At 66.0% G+C, this 22403-nt stretch carries 20 protein-coding genes; 9 read left to right on the forward strand and 11 right to left on the reverse strand.

The genetic code is table 11. From position 1 onward, the window contains the following. Positions 1-2 precede the first annotated feature (2 nt). Positions 3-737, reverse strand: coding sequence for an enoyl-CoA hydratase/isomerase family protein (locus F6B93_RS21470; protein WP_246540902.1), 735 nt, complete (start codon positions 735-737; stop codon positions 3-5). 202 nt (positions 738-939) lie between these two features. Here F6B93_RS21470 and F6B93_RS21475 point away from each other — a divergent pair, with 202 nt between their 5' ends. Then, positions 940-1587, forward strand: a complete 648-nt coding sequence (locus tag F6B93_RS21475; RefSeq protein ID WP_211699660.1) for a cutinase family protein — start codon at positions 940-942, stop codon at positions 1585-1587. A gap of 82 nt (positions 1588-1669) precedes the next feature. Further along, positions 1670-2656, forward strand: coding sequence for an NAD-dependent epimerase/dehydratase family protein (locus F6B93_RS21480; RefSeq protein WP_211696877.1), 987 nt, complete (start codon positions 1670-1672; stop codon positions 2654-2656). Here F6B93_RS21480 and F6B93_RS21485 read toward each other — a convergent pair. After that, a complete protein-coding gene (locus F6B93_RS21485; RefSeq protein WP_211699678.1) occupies positions 2653-2790 on the reverse strand; it encodes a hypothetical protein in 138 nt (45 codons plus the stop codon). The genes F6B93_RS21480 and F6B93_RS21485 overlap by 4 nt on opposite strands. 167 nt (positions 2791-2957) lie before the next feature. On the opposite strand from F6B93_RS21485, the gene F6B93_RS21490 reads away from it, so the two are divergent. The 4 genes from F6B93_RS21490 to F6B93_RS21505 all read left to right on the forward strand — a co-directional run bounded on the left by F6B93_RS21490 (position 2958) and on the right by F6B93_RS21505 (position 6914). After that, the gene (locus F6B93_RS21490) at positions 2958-4670 is read left to right on the forward strand and encodes a PE family protein (protein WP_211696878.1); all 1713 of its coding nucleotides are present in this window, start codon (positions 2958-2960) and stop codon (positions 4668-4670) included. Positions 4671-4801: 131 nt separating this feature from the next. Further along, positions 4802-5113: a carboxymuconolactone decarboxylase family protein gene (locus tag F6B93_RS21495; protein WP_211696879.1), complete on the forward strand. Its 312-nt coding sequence runs from the start codon at positions 4802-4804 to the stop codon at positions 5111-5113. Then, the gene (locus tag F6B93_RS21500; protein WP_211696880.1) at positions 5110-5688 is read left to right on the forward strand and encodes a carboxymuconolactone decarboxylase family protein; all 579 of its coding nucleotides are present in this window, start codon (positions 5110-5112) and stop codon (positions 5686-5688) included. The genes F6B93_RS21495 and F6B93_RS21500 overlap by 4 nt, the downstream gene beginning before the upstream one ends. A 53-nt stretch (positions 5689-5741) precedes the next feature. Further along, positions 5742-6914: a zinc-binding dehydrogenase gene (locus F6B93_RS21505; protein WP_211699661.1), complete on the forward strand. Its 1173-nt coding sequence runs from the start codon at positions 5742-5744 to the stop codon at positions 6912-6914. Positions 6915-6930: 16 nt separating this feature from the next. Here F6B93_RS21505 and F6B93_RS21510 read toward each other — a convergent pair whose 3' ends face one another. The 3 genes from F6B93_RS21510 to ligD form a co-directional block, all read right to left on the reverse strand. Continuing rightward, positions 6931-10104 (reverse strand): ATP-binding protein, encoded by a 3174-nt coding sequence (locus tag F6B93_RS21510; protein WP_211696881.1) that lies wholly within the window; start codon positions 10102-10104, stop codon positions 6931-6933. Positions 10105-10260: 156 nt separating this feature from the next. Next, a complete protein-coding gene (locus tag F6B93_RS21515) occupies positions 10261-10674 on the reverse strand; it encodes a hypothetical protein (RefSeq protein ID WP_211696882.1) in 414 nt (137 codons plus the stop codon). Between the two features lie 48 nt (positions 10675-10722). Next, positions 10723-11763, reverse strand: a complete 1041-nt coding sequence (gene ligD, locus F6B93_RS21520) for a non-homologous end-joining DNA ligase (protein WP_211696883.1) — start codon at positions 11761-11763, stop codon at positions 10723-10725. Positions 11764-11820: 57 nt separating this feature from the next. On the opposite strand from ligD, the gene F6B93_RS21525 reads away from it, so the two are divergent. Together F6B93_RS21525 and F6B93_RS21530 are read left to right on the forward strand one after the other, a co-directional pair. After that, positions 11821-12918, forward strand: coding sequence for an ATP-dependent DNA ligase (locus F6B93_RS21525; protein ID WP_211696884.1), 1098 nt, complete (start codon positions 11821-11823; stop codon positions 12916-12918). A gap of 104 nt (positions 12919-13022) precedes the next feature. After that, positions 13023-13493, forward strand: a complete 471-nt coding sequence (locus F6B93_RS21530) for a hypothetical protein (RefSeq protein ID WP_246540903.1) — start codon at positions 13023-13025, stop codon at positions 13491-13493. Here F6B93_RS21530 and F6B93_RS21535 read toward each other — a convergent pair. The 5 genes from F6B93_RS21535 to F6B93_RS21555 all read right to left on the reverse strand — a co-directional run bounded on the left by F6B93_RS21535 (position 13490) and on the right by F6B93_RS21555 (position 19455). Continuing rightward, positions 13490-14725: a cytochrome P450 gene (locus F6B93_RS21535; protein ID WP_211696885.1), complete on the reverse strand. Its 1236-nt coding sequence runs from the start codon at positions 14723-14725 to the stop codon at positions 13490-13492. The genes F6B93_RS21530 and F6B93_RS21535 overlap by 4 nt on opposite strands. A gap of 67 nt (positions 14726-14792) precedes the next feature. Next, positions 14793-15698, reverse strand: a complete 906-nt coding sequence (locus tag F6B93_RS21540; RefSeq protein ID WP_211696886.1) for a haloalkane dehalogenase — start codon at positions 15696-15698, stop codon at positions 14793-14795. A 19-nt stretch (positions 15699-15717) separates the two neighbouring features. Beyond that, positions 15718-16203, reverse strand: a complete 486-nt coding sequence (locus F6B93_RS21545) for an NUDIX hydrolase (RefSeq protein ID WP_211696887.1) — start codon at positions 16201-16203, stop codon at positions 15718-15720. A 36-nt stretch (positions 16204-16239) separates the two neighbouring features. After that, the gene (locus F6B93_RS21550) at positions 16240-17598 is read right to left on the reverse strand and encodes a WS/DGAT/MGAT family O-acyltransferase (RefSeq protein ID WP_211696888.1); all 1359 of its coding nucleotides are present in this window, start codon (positions 17596-17598) and stop codon (positions 16240-16242) included. A 165-nt stretch (positions 17599-17763) separates the two neighbouring features. After that, on the reverse strand, positions 17764-19455 hold the full coding sequence (locus F6B93_RS21555; protein ID WP_211696889.1) for a PE family protein: 1692 nt from the start codon (positions 19453-19455) through the stop codon (positions 17764-17766). A 263-nt stretch (positions 19456-19718) separates the two neighbouring features. Between F6B93_RS21555 and F6B93_RS21560 the strand changes: the two genes are divergently transcribed. Beyond that, a complete protein-coding gene (locus tag F6B93_RS21560; RefSeq protein ID WP_211696890.1) occupies positions 19719-20786 on the forward strand; it encodes an AraC family transcriptional regulator in 1068 nt (355 codons plus the stop codon). Here the strand turns inward: F6B93_RS21560 and F6B93_RS21565 are convergent. After that, positions 20734-22092, reverse strand: a complete 1359-nt coding sequence (locus F6B93_RS21565) for a WS/DGAT/MGAT family O-acyltransferase (RefSeq protein WP_211699662.1) — start codon at positions 22090-22092, stop codon at positions 20734-20736. The two genes, F6B93_RS21560 and F6B93_RS21565, sit on opposite strands and share 53 nt — an antisense overlap. Positions 22093-22403 lie beyond the last annotated feature (311 nt).

Below are 22403 nucleotides of genomic sequence, written 5' to 3' on the forward strand. Positions count from 1 at the left end.
CGCTACCGCTGCCGGAGGCGCTCCAGGAAGGCGGCAATTCGCTCCCGGGTCCGGTCTGTCCCCCACATCTGGCGAACCTTGGTGTCGATATCGCCGGAGTTACGCATGCGTGCCAGCGTGGGACCACGTAGCTGCGCTTTGGTCTGCTGGTAGGCGTCGGGCGGGATCTCGCCGAGGCTCGATGCTTCCGCAACTGCCGCCTCGCTCAGGCCCCGGTCCACGACGCGGTGGGCGAGCCTACTGGCGACAGCCTCAGCTCCCCGGTAGACGCGGCCACCGAGCAGCACCTCCTCGGCGTGATCTCCGCAGGCGTAGCGCATGACCTCCAACGCGGCCACCGGAAACCACACCCCGACGTGCACTTCGGTCGCCCCAATTTGGGCTTCGGGGCTGATCAACCGCCGGTCGCAAGCGCAGGCCAGCACACACCCGCCCGCGATCGCGCCACCATTGATCGCGGCCACCGTCGGCCCCGGATAACTGAACATTGCATCAAACGCATCCGACAAAGCCGGGACCAACCGATCGGTGTAGTCAGCCCCGCCCTGCAGCACCCGGTTGAGGTCGACTCCGGCGCAGAACACCTGTTCGGCACCGGTGACCACTAACGCTTCGCCGCCTGACCGCTCCAGCTCACGCAGGGCTTCGGTCAGCTCGTTCAACAACTCGACATCGAGGGCGTTAACGCGTCCCGACGACAGGGTCAAGACACGTACCGCGGCCGGCCGTGTCTTCACGGTTTGAATATCGATCACAGTGTCACTGAACCACTCCAAGCCCCCAAGCGTGTACCTTGCGACGGCACCCCGGCGCGTCGCGTCGTGAGGTTCTACAGTCGGCGGGACACATCGATAAGGGTTGATTATGAGGCGACACGGTGGAATTGGGATGTACGCCAAGCGGGCGAGCTGGATAACGATAACCGCAGCCGCAACAACAATGGTCGCAACGTCCGCGCTGGGGAGCCTAGCGACGCCAGCAGCGGCTGCCGAACCGTGTCCGGACGTCGAGGTGGTGTTCGCCCGCGGCACCGGCGAGCCACCCGGCGTCGGCAGCGTAGGCCAGGGCTTTGTGGACGCATTGCGCCCGCGGATCGGCCCCCGGTCACTCGGGGTGTACCCCGTCAACTACCCCGCCAGCACTGACTTCTACAACACCGATTTCCCACGAACGGTCATCGACGGCATTCGCGACGCAAGTGCTCACATCGAATCCATGGCGGCCAACTGTCCGAACACCAAAGAGGTCCTCGGCGGTTACTCGCAAGGCGCAGCCGTAGCCGGTTATGTCACCTCGGCCGCGGTACCGCCCGAGGTACCTGCTTCCGCGGTGCCCGCGCCGATGCCGTCGGAAATCGCAGATCACGTTGCGGCGGTGACCCTGTTCGGAACGCCGTCCGATCAATTCCTGGGACAGCACGGCGCACCCGCGATCGTGATCGGACCTCTGTATGAGCCCAAGACTCTGAAGTTGTGCGCACCAGGTGACGCGATTTGCGGCGACGGAAGCCTCCCCCTCGCGCACGCCTTGTACGTCTTCAACGGCATGGAGAACCAGGCGGCCGATTTCGCCGCCGCTCACCTGTAGCCGACCGCGCCGACGACAGCCCCAACCGGCCCCAGGCAGCCCCAACAGTGACCCGCGCGGCTCGCCGTTGCAGAATGCCACCATGCGTGTTCTGGTCACAGGCGGTACGGGGTTCGTGGGCGGCTGGACCGCCAAGGCCATAGCCGACGCGGGTCACTCGGTTCGGTTTCTGGTGAGAAGCCCCGCTCGGCTGGAAACGTCAGTCGCGAAACTCGGCGTCGACGTGTCGGACTTCGCCGTGGCCGACATCGCCGACCGCCACTCGGTACGAGAAGCGTTGACTGGTTGCGACGCCGTCGTGCACAGTGCCGCGCTGGTAGCAACGGACCCACGCGAGAACGCCAAAATGTTGAGCACCAACATGGCGGGCGCCCAAAATGTCCTCGGTCAAGCGATCGAGCTCGGAATAGACCCCATAGTTCACGTATCGAGCTTCACGGCGCTGTTTCATCCCGGGTTGGAAATGTTGGAGGCTGATCTGCCCGTCGTCGGTGGAACAGACGGCTACGGGCAATCCAAGGCTCAGGTTGAAATCTATGCTCGCGGCTTGCAGGACGCCGGCGCGCCGGTGAGCATCACCTATCCCGGGATGGTGCTGGGTCCGCCGGTCGGCAACCAATTCGGTGAGGCCGGCGAGGGCGTCAAAGCCGCACTCGGGTTGCATTTCCTTCCCGGGCGTAGCGCCGCGTGGCTGATCGTCGATGTCCGAGACTTGGCCGAACTGCACGCCGCGCTATTGGAGCCCGGCCGTGGGCCACGCCGCTACATGGCAGGCGGGCGGCGGGTTCCGGTGGCCGAACTGGCAACGATGCTCGGCGGGATCGCGGACACCACCATGCTCGCCGTTCCGGTGCCCGACACTGCGTTGCGTGTCGTTGGAACCGTGCTGGATCAGGCGGGGCCGTATCTGCCCTTCGAGAATCCGTTCACCGCGGCCGGAATGCAGTACTACACCCAGATGCCGGAGGCCGACGATTCACCGAGCGAGCGCGACCTCGGCATCACCTACCGTGACCCGCGCGACACGGTCGCCGACACCATTGCCGCCCTGCGCGACCTCACGGGCTAGGTCTCGTCAGGAGACTGTCCGTCTTCGTGTTCGGGGGGTGAACTCTTCAGCCACTTCTTTAGCCGAAGAAGTTCGTTGACGACGATGCCAATCCCGAGGAGAACCAGCACGGTCACCACAATCGCGGTGGTCACGCTGTCCATCGTGACAGGCCGAAGCCTGAGGCGCCGGATGGCCTCGCCAGGGCGATTTTCCAGGCGTAAACAAAGTGTGCTGGTCCTATCCGGGATAGGGTGGTAGCGCCAAGCAGCAATGATGGTGATCCGACCCTGGCCGGATTTGCACCCGTTTGGGAGGTGCCATGTCCTTGGTGATTGCGGTGCCGGACGTTTTGGGGACAGCCGCTGCGGATTTGGCTGGTGTTGGCTCGACACTAGGTGCCGCCAATGCGGCAGCCGCTCCCGAGACGACGGGGATCGTCGCCGCGGCCGAGGATGAGGTGTCCGCGGCAATTGCGGCGCTGTTTTCGGCCCACGGCCGCGGCTATCAGCTGATCAGTGCACAGGCGGAGGCGTTTCATGCCCAGTTTGTGCAGGCGTTGACAGCGGGCGCGGGGGCCTACGCCACGGCGGAGGCCGCCAGCGCGGCCTCGATTACCGACCCCATCCTGACCGCAATCAATGCCCCGTTCCTGGCGCTGACCGGGCGCCCGCTGATCGGCAACGGCGCACCCGGGGCTCCGGGTACCGGTGCCAATGGGGCACCGGGTGGCTGGTTGCTCGGTGACGGCGGGGCCGGCGGCTCGGGTGCCGCGGGTATGACCGGCGGTAGCGGCGGGGCCGCCGGGCTGATCGGCAACGGCGGCGCCGGTGGGAGCGGCGGGAGCACAACCGGTGGCGCTGCCGCCGGATCCGGTGGCGCCGGCGGGGCCGGCGGATGGTTGTTCGGTACCGGCGGACTCGGCGGGGCCGGCGGGAGCGCGGAAGCCGCCGCCGCCGGCGCCGGGGGGATCGGTGGGGCCGGCGGGCTGTTCGGTGCTGGCGGGCTCGGCGGGAACGGTGGAACCACCTCGCTCTCCGGCGCTGGCGGAGCCGGCGGTTCTGGTGGCGCCGGCGGCCTGCTCGGCGGGCTGTTCGGTGCCGGGGGTGGTGACGGCGGCAGCGGCGGGAGCGGCGCCGCCGCCGCTCCCGGGGGCGCCGGTGGGACCGGCGGCAGCGCCGGACTTTTCGGCGGCCCAGGTGGGGCCGGCGGGGCCGGCGGAGCAAGCCCAGGCGCCGTGGCCGGCGGGGCCGGCGGGGCCGGCGGCAACGCCGGGCTGCTGTTCGGCAACGGCGGCGCCGGCGGGGGCGGCGGACTTAGCGGTGGTGCCGCTGGCGGGGACGGCGGGGCCGGCGGCAACGCCGGACTGCTGTTTTCCACCGGCGGTGGCGGCGGTGGCGGCGGTGGCGGCGCGACCGGCGGGGACGGCGGGGCCGGCGGAAACTCCGGGCTGCTGTTCTCCAATGGCGGGACCGGGGGCGCAGGCGGGCGCGGCGGAGCCGGCGACGGCGGGGCCGGCGGGGCCGGCGGCGACGCCGGTTGGATCGGCGACGGCGGAACCGGCGGAACCGGCGGAGAAGGCGATGGGGTTGGCGCCGGGGGCGCCGGCGGAACGGGCGGCAAGGCCGGACTATTAAGCGGAACCGGCGGAACCGGAGGTGCCGGCGGGAGTGGCGAGACCGGCGGCGGGGCCGGCGCCTCCGGCGGCGCCGCGGGCCTACTTGGCCGCGGCGGGACCGGGGGCACCGGCGGAGACGGCTTTATCGGCGACGGGGGCGCCGGCGGGGCCGGCGGCAACGGCGGCCAATTGGTAGGCAATGGCGGCGCTGGCGGCGCAGGTGGAGACGGCGCCATCGCCCCGGTCGGACAATCTGGCGGCGATGGCGGAGCCGGCGGCAACGCCGGGCTCTTCGGCAACGGTGGCAATGGCGGCAACGGCGGCATCGGCGTCTTCTCAGGCACCAACGGCGCCGGCGGCACCGGTGGCGCCAGCGGGCTGCTGTTTGGCCTCGACGGGTTCAACGGGTTGTCCTAGGCCAATCGCACGCGCGGACCCACGCTGTCGGCTCCCAGAACGCCTATGATTGAAGTCCAGTGGTCCACCACGAAGAGGTGGCCGCTGAAGAGGCGTGAACCACACATTGGGCGCCAGACAGAGGGTACGCAGTGGCGATAGCGGGTCGTTACCCAAGGTTGGAGCGGAAGCTGCGCAGCGCGGTCCTCGATGCCCCGGCCACTACCGATGCGGCCCTGCGCCGCGCCGCCTATAGCGGGGAAGGCCTGCCGGCGCCGCTGAGCGGGTACGTCGAGAAGCTCCACCGACACGCTTACCGCGTGCAGGACGACGACGTCGAGCAGATGCGCGCCGCCGGCTATTCCGATGATCAGATATTCGAGGTCACCATCGCTGCCGCGCTCGGTGCGGGTGATGATCGTATGCGCGCCGGTTTGTCGGCCCTCAACGAGGCTCTGCGATGAGGCTGCCACGGATCGCACGCGGCCGGCCTGCCGGACGAGTCGTGTTCGCGCTGCTGCACTTGGTGACCCGGCGCGACGTACCCGACATCGTCAAGGTGCGTTTCTACCGTCGGCGCTTCTTCGGTACGCCTTTCTTCAACCTGGGCCAGCGAATGTTGCGCGGACCCTCTCCGTGGACGGTCGGTGAGCGGGAGCTCATCGGGGCGTTTGTGTCAGCGAAGAACCGCTGCCAGTTCTGCGCCACTACCCACGAGGCCGTCGCGTCGGCGGTGCTAGATCCCTCGATCACCGCCGCGGTGATTGCCGATTGGCGCACCGCCGAGGTCGACGATGGGTTGAAGGCGACCCTCGGCTTCTTGGAAAAGCTGACCCTCACGCCCGACGAGGTACAGCCACGAGACGCCCGTGCGGTGCTCGACGCCGGAGTCAGCCCGGAAGCGTTACGCGACGCGATCAGCATCTGCGCTGCGTTCAACACAATCAACCGGGTAGCCGATGGGCTGGATTTCACTCTGCCCACCAACGCCGATCGCGCAATGAGCACTCGGGTGCTCCTCACAGTTGGGTATCGCTGAGCAACCCCGGTCGGGACTCCACGCGACGTCGGATTCACGAGAGGGCCTCCATGATGAAGGCAGTGACCTGCCACAACGCGACCCTCGAGCTAGCTGACGTGCCGAGCCCGACGCCAGCGAAGGGTCAGTTGGTGCTCAACGTCCTCCGGTGTGGCATCTGTGGGTCGGACCTGCATGCCCGCCACCATTGCGACGAACTCGCTGACGTGATGGCCGAAGCGGGATATCCCGCCTTCATGCGCTCGAATCAGCGCGTGGTATTCGGACACGAGTTCTGTGGCGAGGTGGTCGATTACGGTCCCCGCACCCGCAAGACACCCCGACCCGGGACACCGGTAGTTGCCATGCCATTGCTGCGCCGTGGCGACGATGTCCATGGGATCGGGCTATCCACGATGGCGCCGGGTGCGTACGCGGAGCAGATCGTCACTGAGCAGTCACTGGCATTTCGGGTCCCGAACGGGCTGGCACCCGAGATCGCCGCGTTGACCGAGCCGATGGCCGTCGGATGGCACGCCGTCCGACGGGGCGAGGTGGGCAAAGGCGACGTCGCGATAGTGATCGGGTGCGGGCCGATCGGGCTCGCGGTGATCTGCATGCTGAAGGCGGGCGGGGTGCGCACCGTGATCGCGAGCGACTTTTCCGCGGGTCGCCGTAGACTCGCGACGGCGTGCGGCGCCGACATCGTGGTCGATCCCCTTCAGGACTCGCCCTACACGGCGGGGGCGGACCGTGGACGGGCAAAGGGGCATCTCAATAGCATCGTCGAGGCGTTCGACCTTGCGGTCGGCACGCTCGAAAAGCTGCAACGGCTGCGGCTGCCGTGGTGGCACGTGTGGCGGGCCGCCGATGCGGCCGGTGCCGCCACCCCCAAGCACCCGGTGATCTTCGAATGTGTTGGCGTCCCAGGCATCATCGAGGACATCATCACGAGCGCGCCGATATTTTCGCGAGTCGTCGTGGTCGGCGTCTGCATGGGCTCGGACCAAATCCGGCCGTCGATGGCGATCAACAAAGAGATCGACCTGCGGTTCGTGCTCGGCTACACACCGCTCGAGTTCCGCGACACCCTGCACATGCTCGCCGACGGCAAGGTCAACGCTGAGCCACTCATCACCGGGACTGTCGGTCTGCCCGGCGTCGAGGCCGCGTTCGACGCGCTCGCCGACCCCGAGACGCATGCGAAGATCCTGATCGACCCCAAGAGCGACGCCGCCAGCCCCTAGCCTGTCTGCCCCGGCATCACACCATCGCCGCGGCCCACGCGATGTGCCCGGCGAAGCCCAGTGATGTCGCCATGTCGCGGTAGCGATCCCGCGACTGCGCATAGCCCGCGTCATCGCCGTGCGCGTGCGCCAGCAAGGCACGCAGCCGCAACAGCTGGACCTTGCGCACGGCAAAACCATCATCGGCCGGCGCCGCGGCCAACCGCTCGATCACCGCCGCGGCTTCGATCACGTCGCCTTCATCCCCACGTTCCAGCAGCGTCTCGACCAGCACACCGGTCGAGGGCGTGCTCCACCCCACCAGCCGTCCGTCCCGCAAGAGGTGGTCAACGGCCCCACGCACGAGCGCGATGGCGCCGTCGCGATCACCACACCGACTCATTTCCCGCCCCAGATACGCCTCGACCAACGGTAGATCGGCCAAGAAGTAGGCGCGGCGGTGGAATATGTCCCTGACGTGCGCTAGCACCTGCTGTCCCCGGTCGCGGTCCGCGTTCTCGCTCCGGTGCACCAGCGCGACGCCCAGCGTCATCCTCGCGATGGCCAGCGCAACATCATCGCCGCTTCGTTCGGCGATGTGAAGGGCGTCCTCGATCTCGCGCAGCGCGCGGTCGTCGGACATGAGCACGCCAGTCGATATTCCCGCGCTGTATACGTAGGTGACCACCGTGGCGTAGGACATCGGATCGGCGCTGCGCGCCATGGCGAGTCCGCGCTCGAGGTCGTCCGACCATCCTGGGCGTCCCAAGCAATAGCGTGCGTTCGCCCGGGTCACAAACGCCACCGCCAACGGACATCCGATAATCAAGTCGCCTCTTGTTGGATCACCGTCGGCCAACTCGATAACCCGCTGTGACCATTGCAGCGCGTCGGACCATTCGGCGCACTCACCCTTGGCGTAGATCAGCCCAATAGCTAGCCCGACCGTCAAGCTCGGATCGCCAATCGACTCAATAAGGGCCATGGCTTCCGACGCCAGCTGCGAGGCTTCGCGCATCCGGGCATGCTGCAGGTGATCGATCACCAGCCCGGCCATCCCGACAGCCAGGGACGCCTTGTCCCCTGCTGCGGCACACAATTCCCGCAATTCCTCGAAGCGGGCACCGGCAACGTTCATGCGGATTCGAAAGGCGATGCCGCACAACATCGTACGTGGGGCGATCCGCATGGCGGTTCGGTGCGGAGCATCTGCTGGTAACGCGTCGGCGATCTTTCGGGCACGCTCCCAACTCACGCTGGCCGCGGCGATGTCCCGGTTGGTCGCCCAGGCCGCGGCGCGCATGTGCCAGCCGTATGCGACATGCAGTTCTCCGGCGGCTTCCAAGTGTTCGGCAATCAGCGCGGCGTTCTGTTCGACCGATTCCGGGTCTCGGTCTTCGATCGCCGCCGCTACGCGCTGGTGCATGTGCGCCCGATCGGATTTCAGTTGCGATTCGTAAGCCACGGTGTGGATCAGCGGATGCCGAAACGCATACTCGGCCGGAGCGGTGAACCGCACTTGGTCAACGAGCTCCGCACGGATCAGCTCCTCAATCGCCGGATCGATCCCGAGGCCGATCAGCAGATCAGCACCAAAGCGAGACCCGATCACCGCCGCGGCGCCGAGCGTGTGCTTGGCCGCCGGGCCGAGCCGGTCGATGCGCGCGCCAATGGTTGCTTGCAGCGTTGCCGGCACAACTGCCTCGTCGACATTCGCGCCACACGAGTAGCGGCCACGTTCGCCCACCAACACCGAGCTTTCGGCGAGTTCGCGGATGATCTCCTCAGCGAAGAACGGGTTTCCGGCTGCGCGCTGAGCGATGATCTCGGCGATCTCACTCACGGATTGATCGGGGCCCAGGAGTTCAGCGATGAGCGTTGACGCTTCCGTGTCGCTCAGTGGCGCCAACGCGATGGTCTGCGCGCCGCGGACGCTCCGCAGCGCTCCGTGGTAGTCCGGCCGATAGCTCACCAGCACCAGGGAGTGGGTCTGCGGGATGACCGCGAGAAAGTCCGCGACCATGGATTCGCTGATCTCATCCATCCAGTGCACGTCCTCCAAGACGTACACGGCCGGTTGCCTGCGGGCCAGCTGCACCGCGTTTATCAGCGCGGTGAGCCGTCGGCGCCGGGCTTCCGGGGCGATATTCGGCAGCGCAATCCCGGGATCGGCGATGCCCAGCAGGTCGTAGAGCAGCAAGAGATCGTGTGGATCGGCATCGGGGACTTGTGCATGCACCCGCACCCGCGCGGTCTCCACGTCCAGCTGGTCGACCTGCGCGCCGGCGCGCAGCAACCGAGTGACCGCGTGGAACGGGACATCGCTGGCATGTGATTCGCAGAAGGTGGAAAACACCCGAACGCCACGCGCTTTGGCAAGCTGCGCGGCTTCGCGCGCCAGGCGAGTCTTGCCGATGCCCGCGCGGCCAACCACTTCAACGACTGCCCCACGTCCGGCGATGGACCGATCCAGCATCGTGGTCAATGTGGCTAATTCCCACTCGCGGCCCACCAACACCGAGTGCGCGGGACCGCTCTGCCAGCGCCGGTCGACCACTCTCACCAGTCGCCGAGCCGGCACCGCATCCTCGGCACCTTTGATGCGCACCATCTCCAGCTCGCCGAGCATGGCGGCACCGCCGACCAGCCGGGCGGTGGCCTCGCTGAGCAGCACGGTGTTGGGCAACGCCGCCGCCTCCATCCGCTGGGCCATCCCGACTTGCGCACCGACCGCGGTGTAACCCAAAGCGCCAGAACCGATCTCACCGGCAACGACTTCGCCAGAATTGAGACCCACCCGAACCCGCAAGGAGACACCGTCGCCGCGCTCTACGTCGACTGATAGGCGCTGGGCCTCATCCTGAAGACCGAGCGCGGCGAGACACGCGCGTAGCGCATGATCCTCCAAAGCGGCCGGTGCCCCAAACACCGCCATAATCCCGTCACCGGTGAACTTGTCGACCGTGCCGCCGTAGCGCCGCACCACCGCTGCCGAACGGCTGACCAGCTCGGTCATGATCTCGCGCAACCGCTCTGGACCGACGGTGGCCGCGATATCCATCGATCCCACTACGTCGGCGAACAGCACTGTCACCTGCTTGTACTCGGCGTGGGCGTCGGCCGCGACAACCGGTGCGCCGCAGCCGTGGCAGAACCGCGCGTGCTCAACAGGCTCGGTGCCACAGCTACGGCACACCAGTCCGGCCGTCATCCGACCCTCCGTCACTCCCCGGCCCGCAGAGTTTCCGCCTTTCCAGGATAGGGCGCTGGCGGGCTAGCGACGTCCGACAGACCCAGATGCCGGCGGGCCGGCTCCACGGCGGCCTAGCAAGCCACTGTCGGTCAAACCCGAGCGGATCGCGAATCGCTACGTCGGCGGGCGCTCGATTCGCCAGGGACCAACCTCCCCCTTGCGCTGCAACTTGACCTCGTCGGTGCCTGCGTCGTGCGTTCCATCGATCTCGATCTCGATGGCGACGCGCACAGTCGCCCTGCGCGTGCCGCGCGGCCGAATTGACCGCACCTCCAGCCTGTGAATCGTCCAGCTGCGCAACATCTCGAGCTTGCTCGCGATGATGTCGTCGTCGGGACACAGCACGTGGCCGTCCACGTCGTCATCGCCGCGCATCAGTGCCGCGTAGAACCCGACGACCGCCGCCGCCGGATTGGCGTCACCCGGCGACATGTCGGCGGCCTCCTCGGGCGTCAACACTATGGGCTCCGTGTAATCGGCCCAACCGTCGTCGTCACGCTCGGTGGTCGGCGGAATCTTCAGCACCATGGGCGGATGCTATCGGGACGAGGAGCACTATCCGGGTGGCGCGCGCAGCTATTGGGCGCTCTTGTCCTTCTTCCGATCGGTGTCGCGGCTCGGCTGCACCCGCTTGGGCTCGCCCGGCATCTTCGGATAGTTCGGCGGATACGGCAGATCGCCCAGCCCGCGCTCCGCGTCGGCGTCGGCCATGTTCAGCAAGGGAACAATCGATTGCGCGACCTCGTCCATGCCGGCCCACGGGTCTTCTCGACGCGTGAGCAAATCGGGCACCGTGGCCATGGTGTAGTCGTCGGGATCGGCGCCGGCAAGCTCGTCCCAGGTCAGTGGTGTCGACACCGTCGCGATCGGGGTACGCCGCACCGAATACGCCGCCGCCATGGTGCGGTCCCGGGCGTTCTGGTTGAAGTCAACGAAAATGCGCTGCCCCCGCTCTTCCTTCCACCACGATGTGGTCACGACGTCCGGGGCGCGACGCTCAAGCGCACGGGCCAACGCGATGCCCGCCCGGCGCACTTGAATGAAGTCCCAGTCGGTGGCGATCGGCAGGAATACGTGGATCCCGCGCCCCCCGGACGTTTTCGGGTAGCCCACCAGACCGAGTTCGTCGAGCACCGGCCGCAACACATCGACCGCGACCGCACGCGCATCCTCGAATCCGGTGCCGGGCTGTGGATCTAGATCAATGCGCAACTCATCCGGGTGCTCGGCGTCGGGGCAGCGCACCTGCCACGGGTGCAGCGTAATCGTGCCCATTTGCGCGGCCCACACGATCGCGGCCGGGTGGGTCACCTTCAGCGCGTCGGCGGTGCGGCCCGACGGGAACGTCACTCGGCAGGTCTCCAGGTAGTCGGGATGGTGCTTCGGGATCCGCTTCTGATAGATCTCTTCCGCGTCGATGCCGTCGGGAAATCGCTGCAGATGAGTCGGCCGGTCGCGCAGCGCGGCCAACATCGGCCCTCCCGCCACGGCGCGGTAGTAGTCGACGAGTCGTCCCTTGGTGCCGTTGGATCCCAGCTTCGGGAAAAGCACCTTGCCGAGATTGGTGAGCCGGACGGCGACACCGTCCACGTCGACTTCCCTTGCTGAGTTGGCCACACCAGGATTCCAACACGCCGACGGGGTGAGCTGCCGCCGAGACGCAAGAATGTACCCATGGAGTTACCCGTCATGCCGCCGGTGTCGCCGATGCTGGCCAAGTCGGTTCGGACAATCCCGCCCGTGGCGTCTTATGAGCCCAAGTGGGATGGATTCCGGTCCATCTGCTTCCGCGACAACGCTGAGGTCGTCTTGGGTAGCCGCAATGAGCGGCCGATGACGCGCTACTTCCCCGAGTTGGTCGCGGCCATCACAGCGGAGCTACCCCAGCGCTGCGTGATCGACGGTGAAATCGTCGTCGCCACCGAACACGGCCTGGACTTCGAGGCGCTGCAACAGCGCATCCACCCAGCCGACTCGCGGGTGCGGATGCTTGCCGAGCACACCCCCGCTTCCCTGATTGCCTTCGACGTGCTGGCATTGGGCGACGACGACTACACCGGGCGTCCCTTCAGCGAGCGGCGAGCCGCCCTCGTTGACGCGATGGCCGGATCGGGCGCAGGGTCGCATCGATCGATCCACGTCACCCCGGCGACCACGGACGTGGCGACCGCGCGTCGATGGTTCTCCGAATTCGAGGGAGCCGGCTTGGATGGGCTTATCGCCAAACCGCTCACGCTCACCTATCAACCCGACAAGCGCGTCATGTTCAAAATCAAGCACGAACGCACTGCCGACTGCGTGGTCGCCGGCTATCGGGTGCACAAGTCCGGCGGCAGCAAAGGCGGGGTGGTCGGCTCGCTTCTACTCGGGCTCTATCAGGAAGACGGTCAACTGGCGTCCGTGGGCGTCATCGGGGCCTTCCCCATGGCCGAACGCCGGCGCTTGTTCACCGAGCTGCAGCCGCTAGTCACCGGCTTCGATGAGCATCCTTGGAACTGGGCCGCGCACGCCGCCGGCCAACGCACCCCGCGCAAGAACGAAACGTCCCGCTGGAACGCGGGCAAGGACCTTTCCTTCGTACCGCTGCGACCCGAGCGGGTGGTCGAGGTCCGCTACGACCACATGGAAGGCACCCGGTTCCGCCACACCGCCCAGTTCAACCGGTGGCGCTCCGACCGCGATCCCCGCTCCTGCACCTACGCACAGCTCGAGCAGCCGATCACGTTCAACCTCGACGACATAGTGCCCGGACTCGGCTCCGGCAGGGCCTGACGTCGCTGATGCCGGCGGACGACGTCGGCGGGCTTCGATGTGCGCTGGCCGGCTACTCGCTCGCCCGTGCTAGCGGAGTTGTCGGAGCCCACTAAGCTGTCGTGATGCTCCACGTATCCTCACTGTTCGTTGCAGGCACCGCCACCGTGGACGAACACGGCGCGATCAGTGCCACGCGCATACCGACGACCTGGTTTCAGGTCGACCGAGTCCCCCTGCGAGGTGAGGTTCCGGTCGTCATCGTGGTGCACGCGCCCGCCGGAGGGGATTACGACCCGGAACTCCATGTCGTATGCAAAGACCCTTCCGGGGTGCCCCAGGGTTTCCTCCGCGCGGCCTGGCATTGGCCGGACGATGACCACAAATCATCCAAGTACCGATGCTTTACGCAACAGCTCGCCTTCCCGATCGAGTGCGAGGGCGAGTACACAATCGGCGCGTACTACGACGCCGAGGGCAAATTCGAGCTGGCCACACCCATACCGATTTCGATCATCTTGGCGCCGCCGAGTCCGGAGGCCGGCGGCGACGGTACCCAGCCGGTCGCCGGAAGCTCCCCGGAGGCCACCGCCTAGACCGCGACCGACAGCGCCGACAACCCGCGCAGTGTGACGTTCCTCTTGTAGTGGGGCTCACCGTCGAGCCGGGCGTTCGGGAAGCGGGCAGTGAGCGCCGCCAGGGCCACACTGGATTCCAGACGAGCCAGCGGGGCACCCAGGCAAAAATGCAGCCCGCGACCAAATGCCAAGTGCCGGAAGGCTCCCCGGTCCGGATCGAAGACATCCGGTCGCTCGAACTCGCGCGCGTCGCGGTGGGCGGCCGCGACCAACAGCAGCATGCTGTCGCCCTGGACCACGTGGGTATCCCTAATAGTCATGTCGGCGCCGGCAATCCGGCCGACCAGCTGCACCGGCGGATCGTAGCGCAGGGTTTCCTCGACGACAGCTGCTGCCCGGCCGGCGCTGGCGCCCAGTGCCGCCCACTGCGACGGCTCGCGCAACATCGCCAGGATGGCATTGCCGATCACGTTGACCGTCGTCTCATGTCCCGCGATCAGCAACAAATTGCACGTTGAGACGATCTCCTCCTCGGTCAGCTGATCACCGGACTCCTCCACCGCGATCAGACCGGACATCAGGTCATCGCCAGGCCGTAGCCGGCGGCGTTCGATCAACGCATGCAGGTATTCGCGCAGCCACCGATGGGCCTGCCGCGTCTCCTCCGCTGCATCCGATGACTCACCAGAGACCTCGACCAATGGATCCAGCGACTGGCCCAGCACTGCCGACGCCCAGCTGAACTGCGGCTCGTCTTCAAGCGGCACGCCCAGCAATCGGCAGATGACCGCCACCGGCAGCGGGTACGCGAAGTCTTCGACGACATCAAACCGGCCCTTCTCGGCGATCCGATGAAGCAACCGGGCCACCGTTGCGCTGATGTCAGGTTGCAGCTGGTTCACGACTTTCGGCAGGAACGCTTTGCTGACCAACTTTCGCAGCCGGGTGTGATCGGGGGGATCGAGGAACAAGAAACTCGGCGGACCGATGCGGCGCGGCGCCGGATCTTGTTCACGAAGCCGCTGCGCAGTCGTCGAACTGCTAGTGTCGCTGCTCGACGAGGGATGCCGCAGCACTTCGTCACAGTCCTGGTATTGCGCGAAGACCGTGAGGTTGGCCTCGGGCACCTGGAAGGCTCCTCCGTCGCGCAACTCGGCGTAGAGCGGGTATGGATTGGCCCGGTTGGCCGGGTCGAGCAGCTGCACCAGTAGCGCTTGGTATTCCTCCTGCGCATTAGGAGCAACCGTCATCTCTTTATTGTGCCCGCGGCGCGGCGGGCGGTGGCGTTCAGTGGCGTTCAGTGGCGTTCAGTGGCGTTCAGCCGCGTAGAAACTCGACGATGTGACCGGCCAGTTCTTCCCCGGCGTCCTCTTGGAGGAAGTGTCCGGCGTCGCGCACCACGGGGTGATCAATGCCCTGAGCTCCCCGCATCTCGCGCTGAAAGATCGCGCCCATCGGCCCGGTGATCGGGTCGCTGTCACTGAACGCGACCAGCATGGGGGTCGGGCTTGCACTCAACGTTGCCCATGCCGTCTTGTTGGCCGCGGCAGCCGGATCGTCCGGTGAGGTCGGCACCAGCCCGGGCATCGCACGCGGCCCGGCGCAGTATTGGTCGTCGGGAAATGGCGCGTCGTAGCCCGCGCGTACCTCATCGCTCATCTGCTGGCGGCAGCCGCCCTGCACAAACCAGCCGATATTCAGGGTGGGTGCGTTCTGGATCGTCTCGCGAAAGCGCCACCAGACTTCGGCCATCGGCTGCTCCCCGTTCGGCAGCCCGGTATTGGCGACGACCAACCGCGAGAATCGTTCGGGATGCTCTGCGGCCAGCCGCAACCCGATCAGCCCGCCCCAGTCTTGGCCGACCAGAGTGACATTGCGCAGATCGAGAGCATCGAACGCCAGGGCTCGCATCCACTCGACATGACGTGCGTAGCTGTGGTCCTCGCGGCGGGTCGGTTTGTCCGACCGTCCGAACCCGACCAGATCGGGGCAGATGACCCGGTGCCCGGCGGCGACCAGAATCGGGATCATCGTCCGGTACAGATACGACCAAGATGGCTCGCCATGCAGCATGAGGACCGGGTCGGCATCGGCCGGACCGTCTTCGACCCAGGCAACCCGCAATACCCCACCCTCGCCGTCCGCCACGTCGCAATAGCTTGGTGCGTAGGAAAATTCGGGCAGGTTGTCGAACCGGTCGTCGGGTGTTCGCAATGTCTCCATGACCGCGAACTTACCGCGGTCACTGATCTTCCGGTGAGCCCGCAATCCCCGGATGGGTCATCAATCGATCGAGAAAGCCGCGCTGCCCGACCACCAGCTTGGTGCGAGCCTGCGCTACCGGGAACCAGCCGACCCGGTCGACCTCGGGGAACTCTTGCACTCTGCCGGAGCGCTTAGGCCACTCCAACGCGAAGGTGTTGCTGCGTGCGTGGGTGATGTCGAGGTCGCCGTGTACGGCGAACGCCGTGACCAGCTTGCCGCTGGGTTGTTTGAGCGCACCGATGTCGATTCGCGGCCCGGCAGGCGCCGGCAGGCCAATCTCCTCAACGAACTCACGCTGGGCGGCCACCCACGGATCTTCACCGTCGGTGTACTCCCCTTTCGGGATGGACCACGCACCGTCGTCCTTGCGCGCCCAGTAGGGGCCGCCGGGGTGCGCGATCAAGACATCGACCACGCCCGCGCGTGCCCGGTACAACAGCAGACCCGCGCTGAGCTTGGGCATGACTACAGATATTCGGAGGTAGGTGGGCGGGCTCTTCTAGACGCCGATGGCCTGCTCCAGGTCCTTCAGCGACGACTCCAAGTGTGCGAGCAGCCGCTGCAGACTCGGCACGCTGCGACGACACCCCACCAACCCGAAGTCGAGATTCCCGGCGTTGTTCACCAGGGTGATGTTCAACGCTTGCCCATCCGGGATATTCGACAACGGGTAACTGCCATCGAGCCGGGCACCGCCGTAATACAGCGGGTCCGGCGATCCCGGCACATTCGAGATGACGATGTTGAACGGTGGCGGGAATGCCGACAGAAAACCCGGCACGCCCGACAGCGTCAACGGGGCCATGTTCAACGCCGACAACGCGAGCACGTGCAGCTGGGGTAGTTCGGCGAGCACCTTCTTATTGCGGCGCATCGAGTCGCTGATCACCTGCAACCGTTCGGCCGGGTCCGCGACGTTGGTGGCGAGGTTGCACAGGATGCTGCCAACCTTGTTGCCGCCGGAATCAGCTTCCTCAGCCGAGCGCAGGCTCACCGGAACCATCGCAACCAGCGGCCTATCAGGCAGTGCGTTCTGCTCGATCAAGTAATAGCGGAGGGCGCCGGCGCACATCGCGAGAACGGTGTCGTTGACCGTCGCACCGGCCGCCTGTTTGACGTTTCTGACCCGGTCCAGCGACCAGGACTGCGCGGCACACCGCCGGGCGCCGCCCACCTTGACATTGAACATCGAGTGGGGTGCCGCGAACGGCAGCGTCAATTGCTGCTCGAACAGCGCCGCGCGGGCCAACCGCAGGGTTGAGGGCGCTAGTCCCAAGACAGATCCGGCCATCTTGCCCAGCGAATCCAACGGGGAAGAGCCGCCGGATTGCTTGCGCTGTTTGCGCGGCAAATTCCACATCGCCCGAATCCCGGTGTCCTCCGGGTCAACCGACAGGGTGCGCTGCATCAGTTTCATCGCGGACACACCGTCGATGAGGGCGTGGTGCATTTTCGTGTACATGGCGAACCGGCCGTCCTTGAGGCCCTCCACCACGTGCAATTCCCACAACGGGCGATGGCGATCGAGCAGGCTGGTGTGCAGCCGAGAGCTCAGCTCCAACAGATCGCGAACCCGTCCCGGCGACGGCAACGCGGATCGACGGACGTGATAGTCGACGTCGATGTCGTCGTCGTAGGCCCATGCCACCCTCGCGATTCCGCCACCGATCCGCACCGGGTGCTTACGGAATAGCGGCTGGAATGTGTCATTGGCAACCAGGCCGTCGTAGAACTCCCGGATAAACTCCGGACCAGCCCCGTCCGGCGGTTCGAACAACGACAAGCCGCCCACATGCATGGGATGCTCCCGTGATTCGGAGAACAGAAACATCGAGTCGGTGGGCATCATGAGCTCCATCCACCTATTAGACCGCGCTGCCCGAGATATGTCGCTAGGTAGGTGCCAGAACCGAAGCGCGCTCACGGCTGCCGCCATCAATCGAGATCAACCCGGATCGACCGGTGCCGTGACTGAGCGCGCCACGATCACCCCACAGCCTCAACCCACATCACACGGGCAGCGTCAGGTAAAGAGGCTTTCGATATCTCTGATGTTGTTGGCGATGGTTGACGCGAGGACCAGGAAGCCAACCCCGCCCGCTATCGTCGTCATGCCCACGTCAGCCGCGATGGGGAATCCAACGGCGTTGATGAGGTTGCCCTGGGCAAGCTGGTCGACGAACAAAGTGGCGTTGTACAGCGGCAACGTGGTTGCGTAGGCAAGTGCGATATCGGCCGCGGGAAGCAGCACGGCATAGTCGTCGGAGACGATCTTGGTGAATGTGTTGACGACCTCGGTCGGCGTCGGGGCGGACAACAGCGCCGCCCCTGGGTTCAGCGTTGGAAACGTCAGCTCCGGCAACGTGGGCGGTTGGGACAGGATTTCACTCATGTCGGCCGAGAAGTCCCCGATGCCCTCGTGGGTGCCCGCTACGAGCGCATCGAAAATCACCTGCGGCGGCACATCCGGCCACAAACCGAACGGCGTCGTCACGTCGGCGGGGCCCGTCGAATAGCCAAAGTTGGGGTCGCCGTAGCCCAAGTTAACGATCACTTTCAAGTTCGGTTGAACAAGGTTGGCAATCGGGTCCCCAATAACCGGAATCGCCCGTATCGGCTCCAGGAGTGGCAGATTCTCCGTCGGCAGCATGTAGTAACTGGTGACGCCCGAGTAGCCCGGCGACGTCGGTAGCTCAATAGCGGCATCAACCTGCGCGGGAGTCAGGTCGAAATACGTGGGGTGCACATAGATGATTCCCATGACCGCGTTCAGAGAGGAAATGAAATTCAGCGGGTATTGCGGGAAGCTGGCGAAGCCGTCGTATTCGAGCGAATAGATGGCCGTTGGATAAATCGTATCCGAAGGCGTCCCACCGTAGAATGTCAGCCCCAGGCTCGGGATGCTCAGATTCGGAAAACGCGCCAGCATGCCCCCGTTGGGGTTCATCTCGTTCCCGGTCAGGACGAAGTTGAGCTGATCCGCGGTCGGAGCGGCCGCCCCCATTGCGGCGAGCCTTTGCATTTCCAGCGAGGCGATCACGGCGCTTTGCGAAACCCCGAAGACAGTTACGGTGTTTCCGGGAATCGCGAGTTGTGCCTGGATCTGGTTGTCGAGGATGGTCAACCCCTCGGCCACCGACGCGTCCAGGGTCATGCTCTTGACCCCGGTCAGTGGGTACAACTCCTCGGGTGTGTCGAGCCCTTGCACAGTGTTCATCGACCGGACATAGAGCTCATTGGCGAGGTTGATGAATTGTGGTCCGGGTATGGGAATTCCGGTGCCACCCATGACCAGGGTCGTCAGGTTGGCCGGGAACGGCGGAATCATTGCGGCAGCGGGCGCGGCAGCGGGCGCGGCCGTGGGCAGGATGGGCGCCAGCGCCCCCTGCAACGCCGGCGCGACCGGCGCCAGCGCTGACTGCACGGCTGCGGCACCGGCGGCCTCGGCTTGCGTATACGCGCTTGCGGCGACGGCCAACGTTCGTTGGAATTCGCCGTGGAACGCGGCCACCTGCGCGGCGGCAGCCTGGTATTCCTGGCCATATGCGGCGAACAAGTTCGCGATATTGGCGGACACCTCGTCGCCGGCGGCCGCCAACAATCCCGAAATCGGCGCTGCCGCAGTGGCATTGGCCGCGCTGATCGCCGAGCCAATCCCCTCGATATCGGCAGCAACCGCTGCCATGATCTGCGGCTCCGCAACCAGAAACGCCATCGTCGCCGTCCTTTCACGTCCACCGGGGTCCACCGGGTTCCTTGTTCGAGCCCAAGACCCTGGGAGGTCGAGCCCGAGATCCTGGAACCGCAAAACCGATACGCGTCGTTGTCAACTTAGCCGGACGCGTCGGGTTCGTGGCAAGAAAATCGCGAAATTGCTACATATCATTTCGCGACGGGTCGGCCGCTCGCGACCGACCGGCACCGAAAGATTGCTCTCAAGTCTTGACAGAACGCGATTGTCCGCTCAGGGTCGTCGACGTGTCCCTGGTACGCGGCACGGCGCTCGCCAACTACCCAAGCCTGGTGACCGAATTAGGCGGCGACCCGGCCACGTTGTTATGCGCCGCGGGGATCCGAGAGCAGGACGTCGGCAATTACGACACCTTTGTTCCGTTCCAGGCCGCAATACACGCAACCGAATCCGCCGCCGAGGCCACGGCCACAAAGGATTTCGGACGGCGATTAGCACAAAGGCAGGGAATCGAGATTCTGGGGCCGGTCGGCGCAGCGGCGCGCACCGCCGCCACCGTGGCCGACGCGCTGGCGATCTTCAACACGTTCATGGGCGCCTACAGCCCGGTGATCTCCATCAATGTCACACCGCTACCAAACGGGACGCAATCGTTTCTCGCGATCGAGTTCCTGATCGACGAGACGACGCGATGTCCGCAAACAACCGAACTGGCGCTGGGCGTCTCGCTGGGCGTGTTTCACCTTCTGCTGGGTGCGGATTACCGGGCATTGGCAGTGCACCTGCCGCACGACCCGCTCACCCCGAAGGCCGACTACGTGCGCTACTTCGGCGCCAGACCGCACTTCGCCGCACGCGTAGCGGGCTACACCGTTCGCACGGCGGACCTGGGTCGTGCGTTGCACCATGATGACGTTGCCCACCGCGCCATCGTCGACTACCTGAGCAAGATCACGCCGGTCGACGCCGGGGTCGTGGAATCAGTGCGCACCATTGTCCGACAGCTGTTGCCCACCGGCGCGGCAACGCTCGATGTGGTCGCCGAGCAGTTCCACCTGCATCCGAAGACACTGCAGCGCCGACTCGCCGATGCAGAGACTACCTTCGCCGCGCTGGTCGATCAGGTCCGCAAGGAGGCCGCCGATCGCTACCTTCGCAACACCGGCATCAGCTTGACGCACCTGGCCCGCGAATTGGGCTACGCCGAGCAGAGCGTGCTGACTCGTTCGTGTAAACGCTGGTTCGGAACTGGGCCGGCCGCCTATCGCAACAAGACCGGCGTACCGGCGTCGCACGGGCGACTCACAGTCCGACGGCTAGCTCAAGTTCCTTCAGTGCCGTCTCCAAGTGGCTGAGCAGTCGCTGCAGGTGCGGGACACTGCTGCGGCAGCCCACGAGCCCGAAGTCAAGGCTATCCGCCGTGTTGGTCAACGTGATGTTGAGCGCTTGCCCGTTGAGCGCCAGCGACATCGGGTAGTTGCCGACTAGACGGGCACCGTTGAGATACCGTGGTTCGCGCACGCCCGGCACATTCGAGATGCACACGTTGAACGGTGGCGGAGCGACCTTGCCGACACCGGGAAGGGCGCTGAGCGCGGCCGGGCTCACCAGCAGCACAGACAACGCCACCACCTGCGTCCGGGTCAGTTGCGAGAGCACCTTCTTGTTGTCGCGCATCGAGGCGTGGATGGCGTTGAGGCGGTCCGCCGGATCGGCGAGGTGGGTGGCCAGGTTGCACAACACCGCCCCAACCATGTTGCCGCCGACGGAATCGCGCTCATTGCGCAGACTCACGGGGACCATCGCTACCAGCGGTCGCTGCGGCAGCGCGTCGGATTCGTGCAGATACGCACGCAGCGCGCCCGCGCACATCGCCAGCACAACGTCGTTGAGGCTGACCCCGGCAGCGTCCTTGACCGCCTTGACCCGGTCCAGCTGCCACGACTGCGCAGCGCAGCGCCGCGCTCCCCCGATGGCAACATTGAACATCGTGCGCGGCGTGCGGAAAGGCAGCGTCAACTGCTGTTCCAGCAGCGCGGACCGGGCCAGGCGGAGTGTCGACGGAGCCAGACCGGCTGCCGAGCCCGCAACGGATCCCAGGATGCCCCCAAGCTGTCGCAAGCCGGCGCGCTGCGGCTCGGTGTCCCGGCGTTTCGGCGCCGGCGACCAGGTCGCGCGAACCTCGCTGTCGGTCGGGTCGGCCGGTAGCGACCGCCTCATCAGGGAAAGTCCGGATACCCCGTCGACCAATGCGTGATGCATCTTCGAGTACATCGCGAAGCGCCCATCTTTCAGGCCCTCGATCACGTGTGTCTCCCACAGCGGACGGTGGCGATCGAGCAGATTGGCGTGCAGCCTCGATGTCAGCTCCAGCAGCTCACGCACGCGCCCCGGCGTCGGCAAGGCAGAGCTCCGTACGTGGTAGCCGAGGTCGACGTCATCGTCGATCGACCACCCGAGGTTGGTCATGGCACCACCAAACATCTTGGGGCGCTTGCGAAATAACGGCGCAACCTCGGTGCAGTCCAACATCGCGCGATGGGTGTCGCGCACGAATTCGGGTCCCGCGCCCGCCGGCGGCTCGAACACCTGCAGCGCGCCGACATGCAGCGGGAGTTCACGTGACTCGGCTGACAAGTACAGCGCGTCGATCGGTGACATCAACTCCATGGTGTGCTCCTTGTGATGGTTGCGTGTGATGGTTGCGCCGGGCCAGCGTTTTGGGGCTAGCTCACGCGGTTCGACCGCAGCCGACACAGTGAAGCGCAGATGATCGGGATCGACTCCGCCGTGCCCATCGACCTCGATGTCGGGTCGGCGGTGGATTGACCACGGAACACTGTGCAGCAGCACACGCCCGCGGGTCTTGACATTACAGGACAGATTTTTGACATTCAAAGACACCGGGAGGTTTCGCACTTTGTTGCGCCGAAGCTCTGCGCCACGGCCTCACCGGCACACCCGGGCGCCGC

Source organism: Mycobacterium spongiae (assembly GCF_018278905.1).
Taxonomy (GTDB): Bacteria; Actinomycetota; Actinomycetes; order Mycobacteriales; family Mycobacteriaceae; genus Mycobacterium; species Mycobacterium spongiae.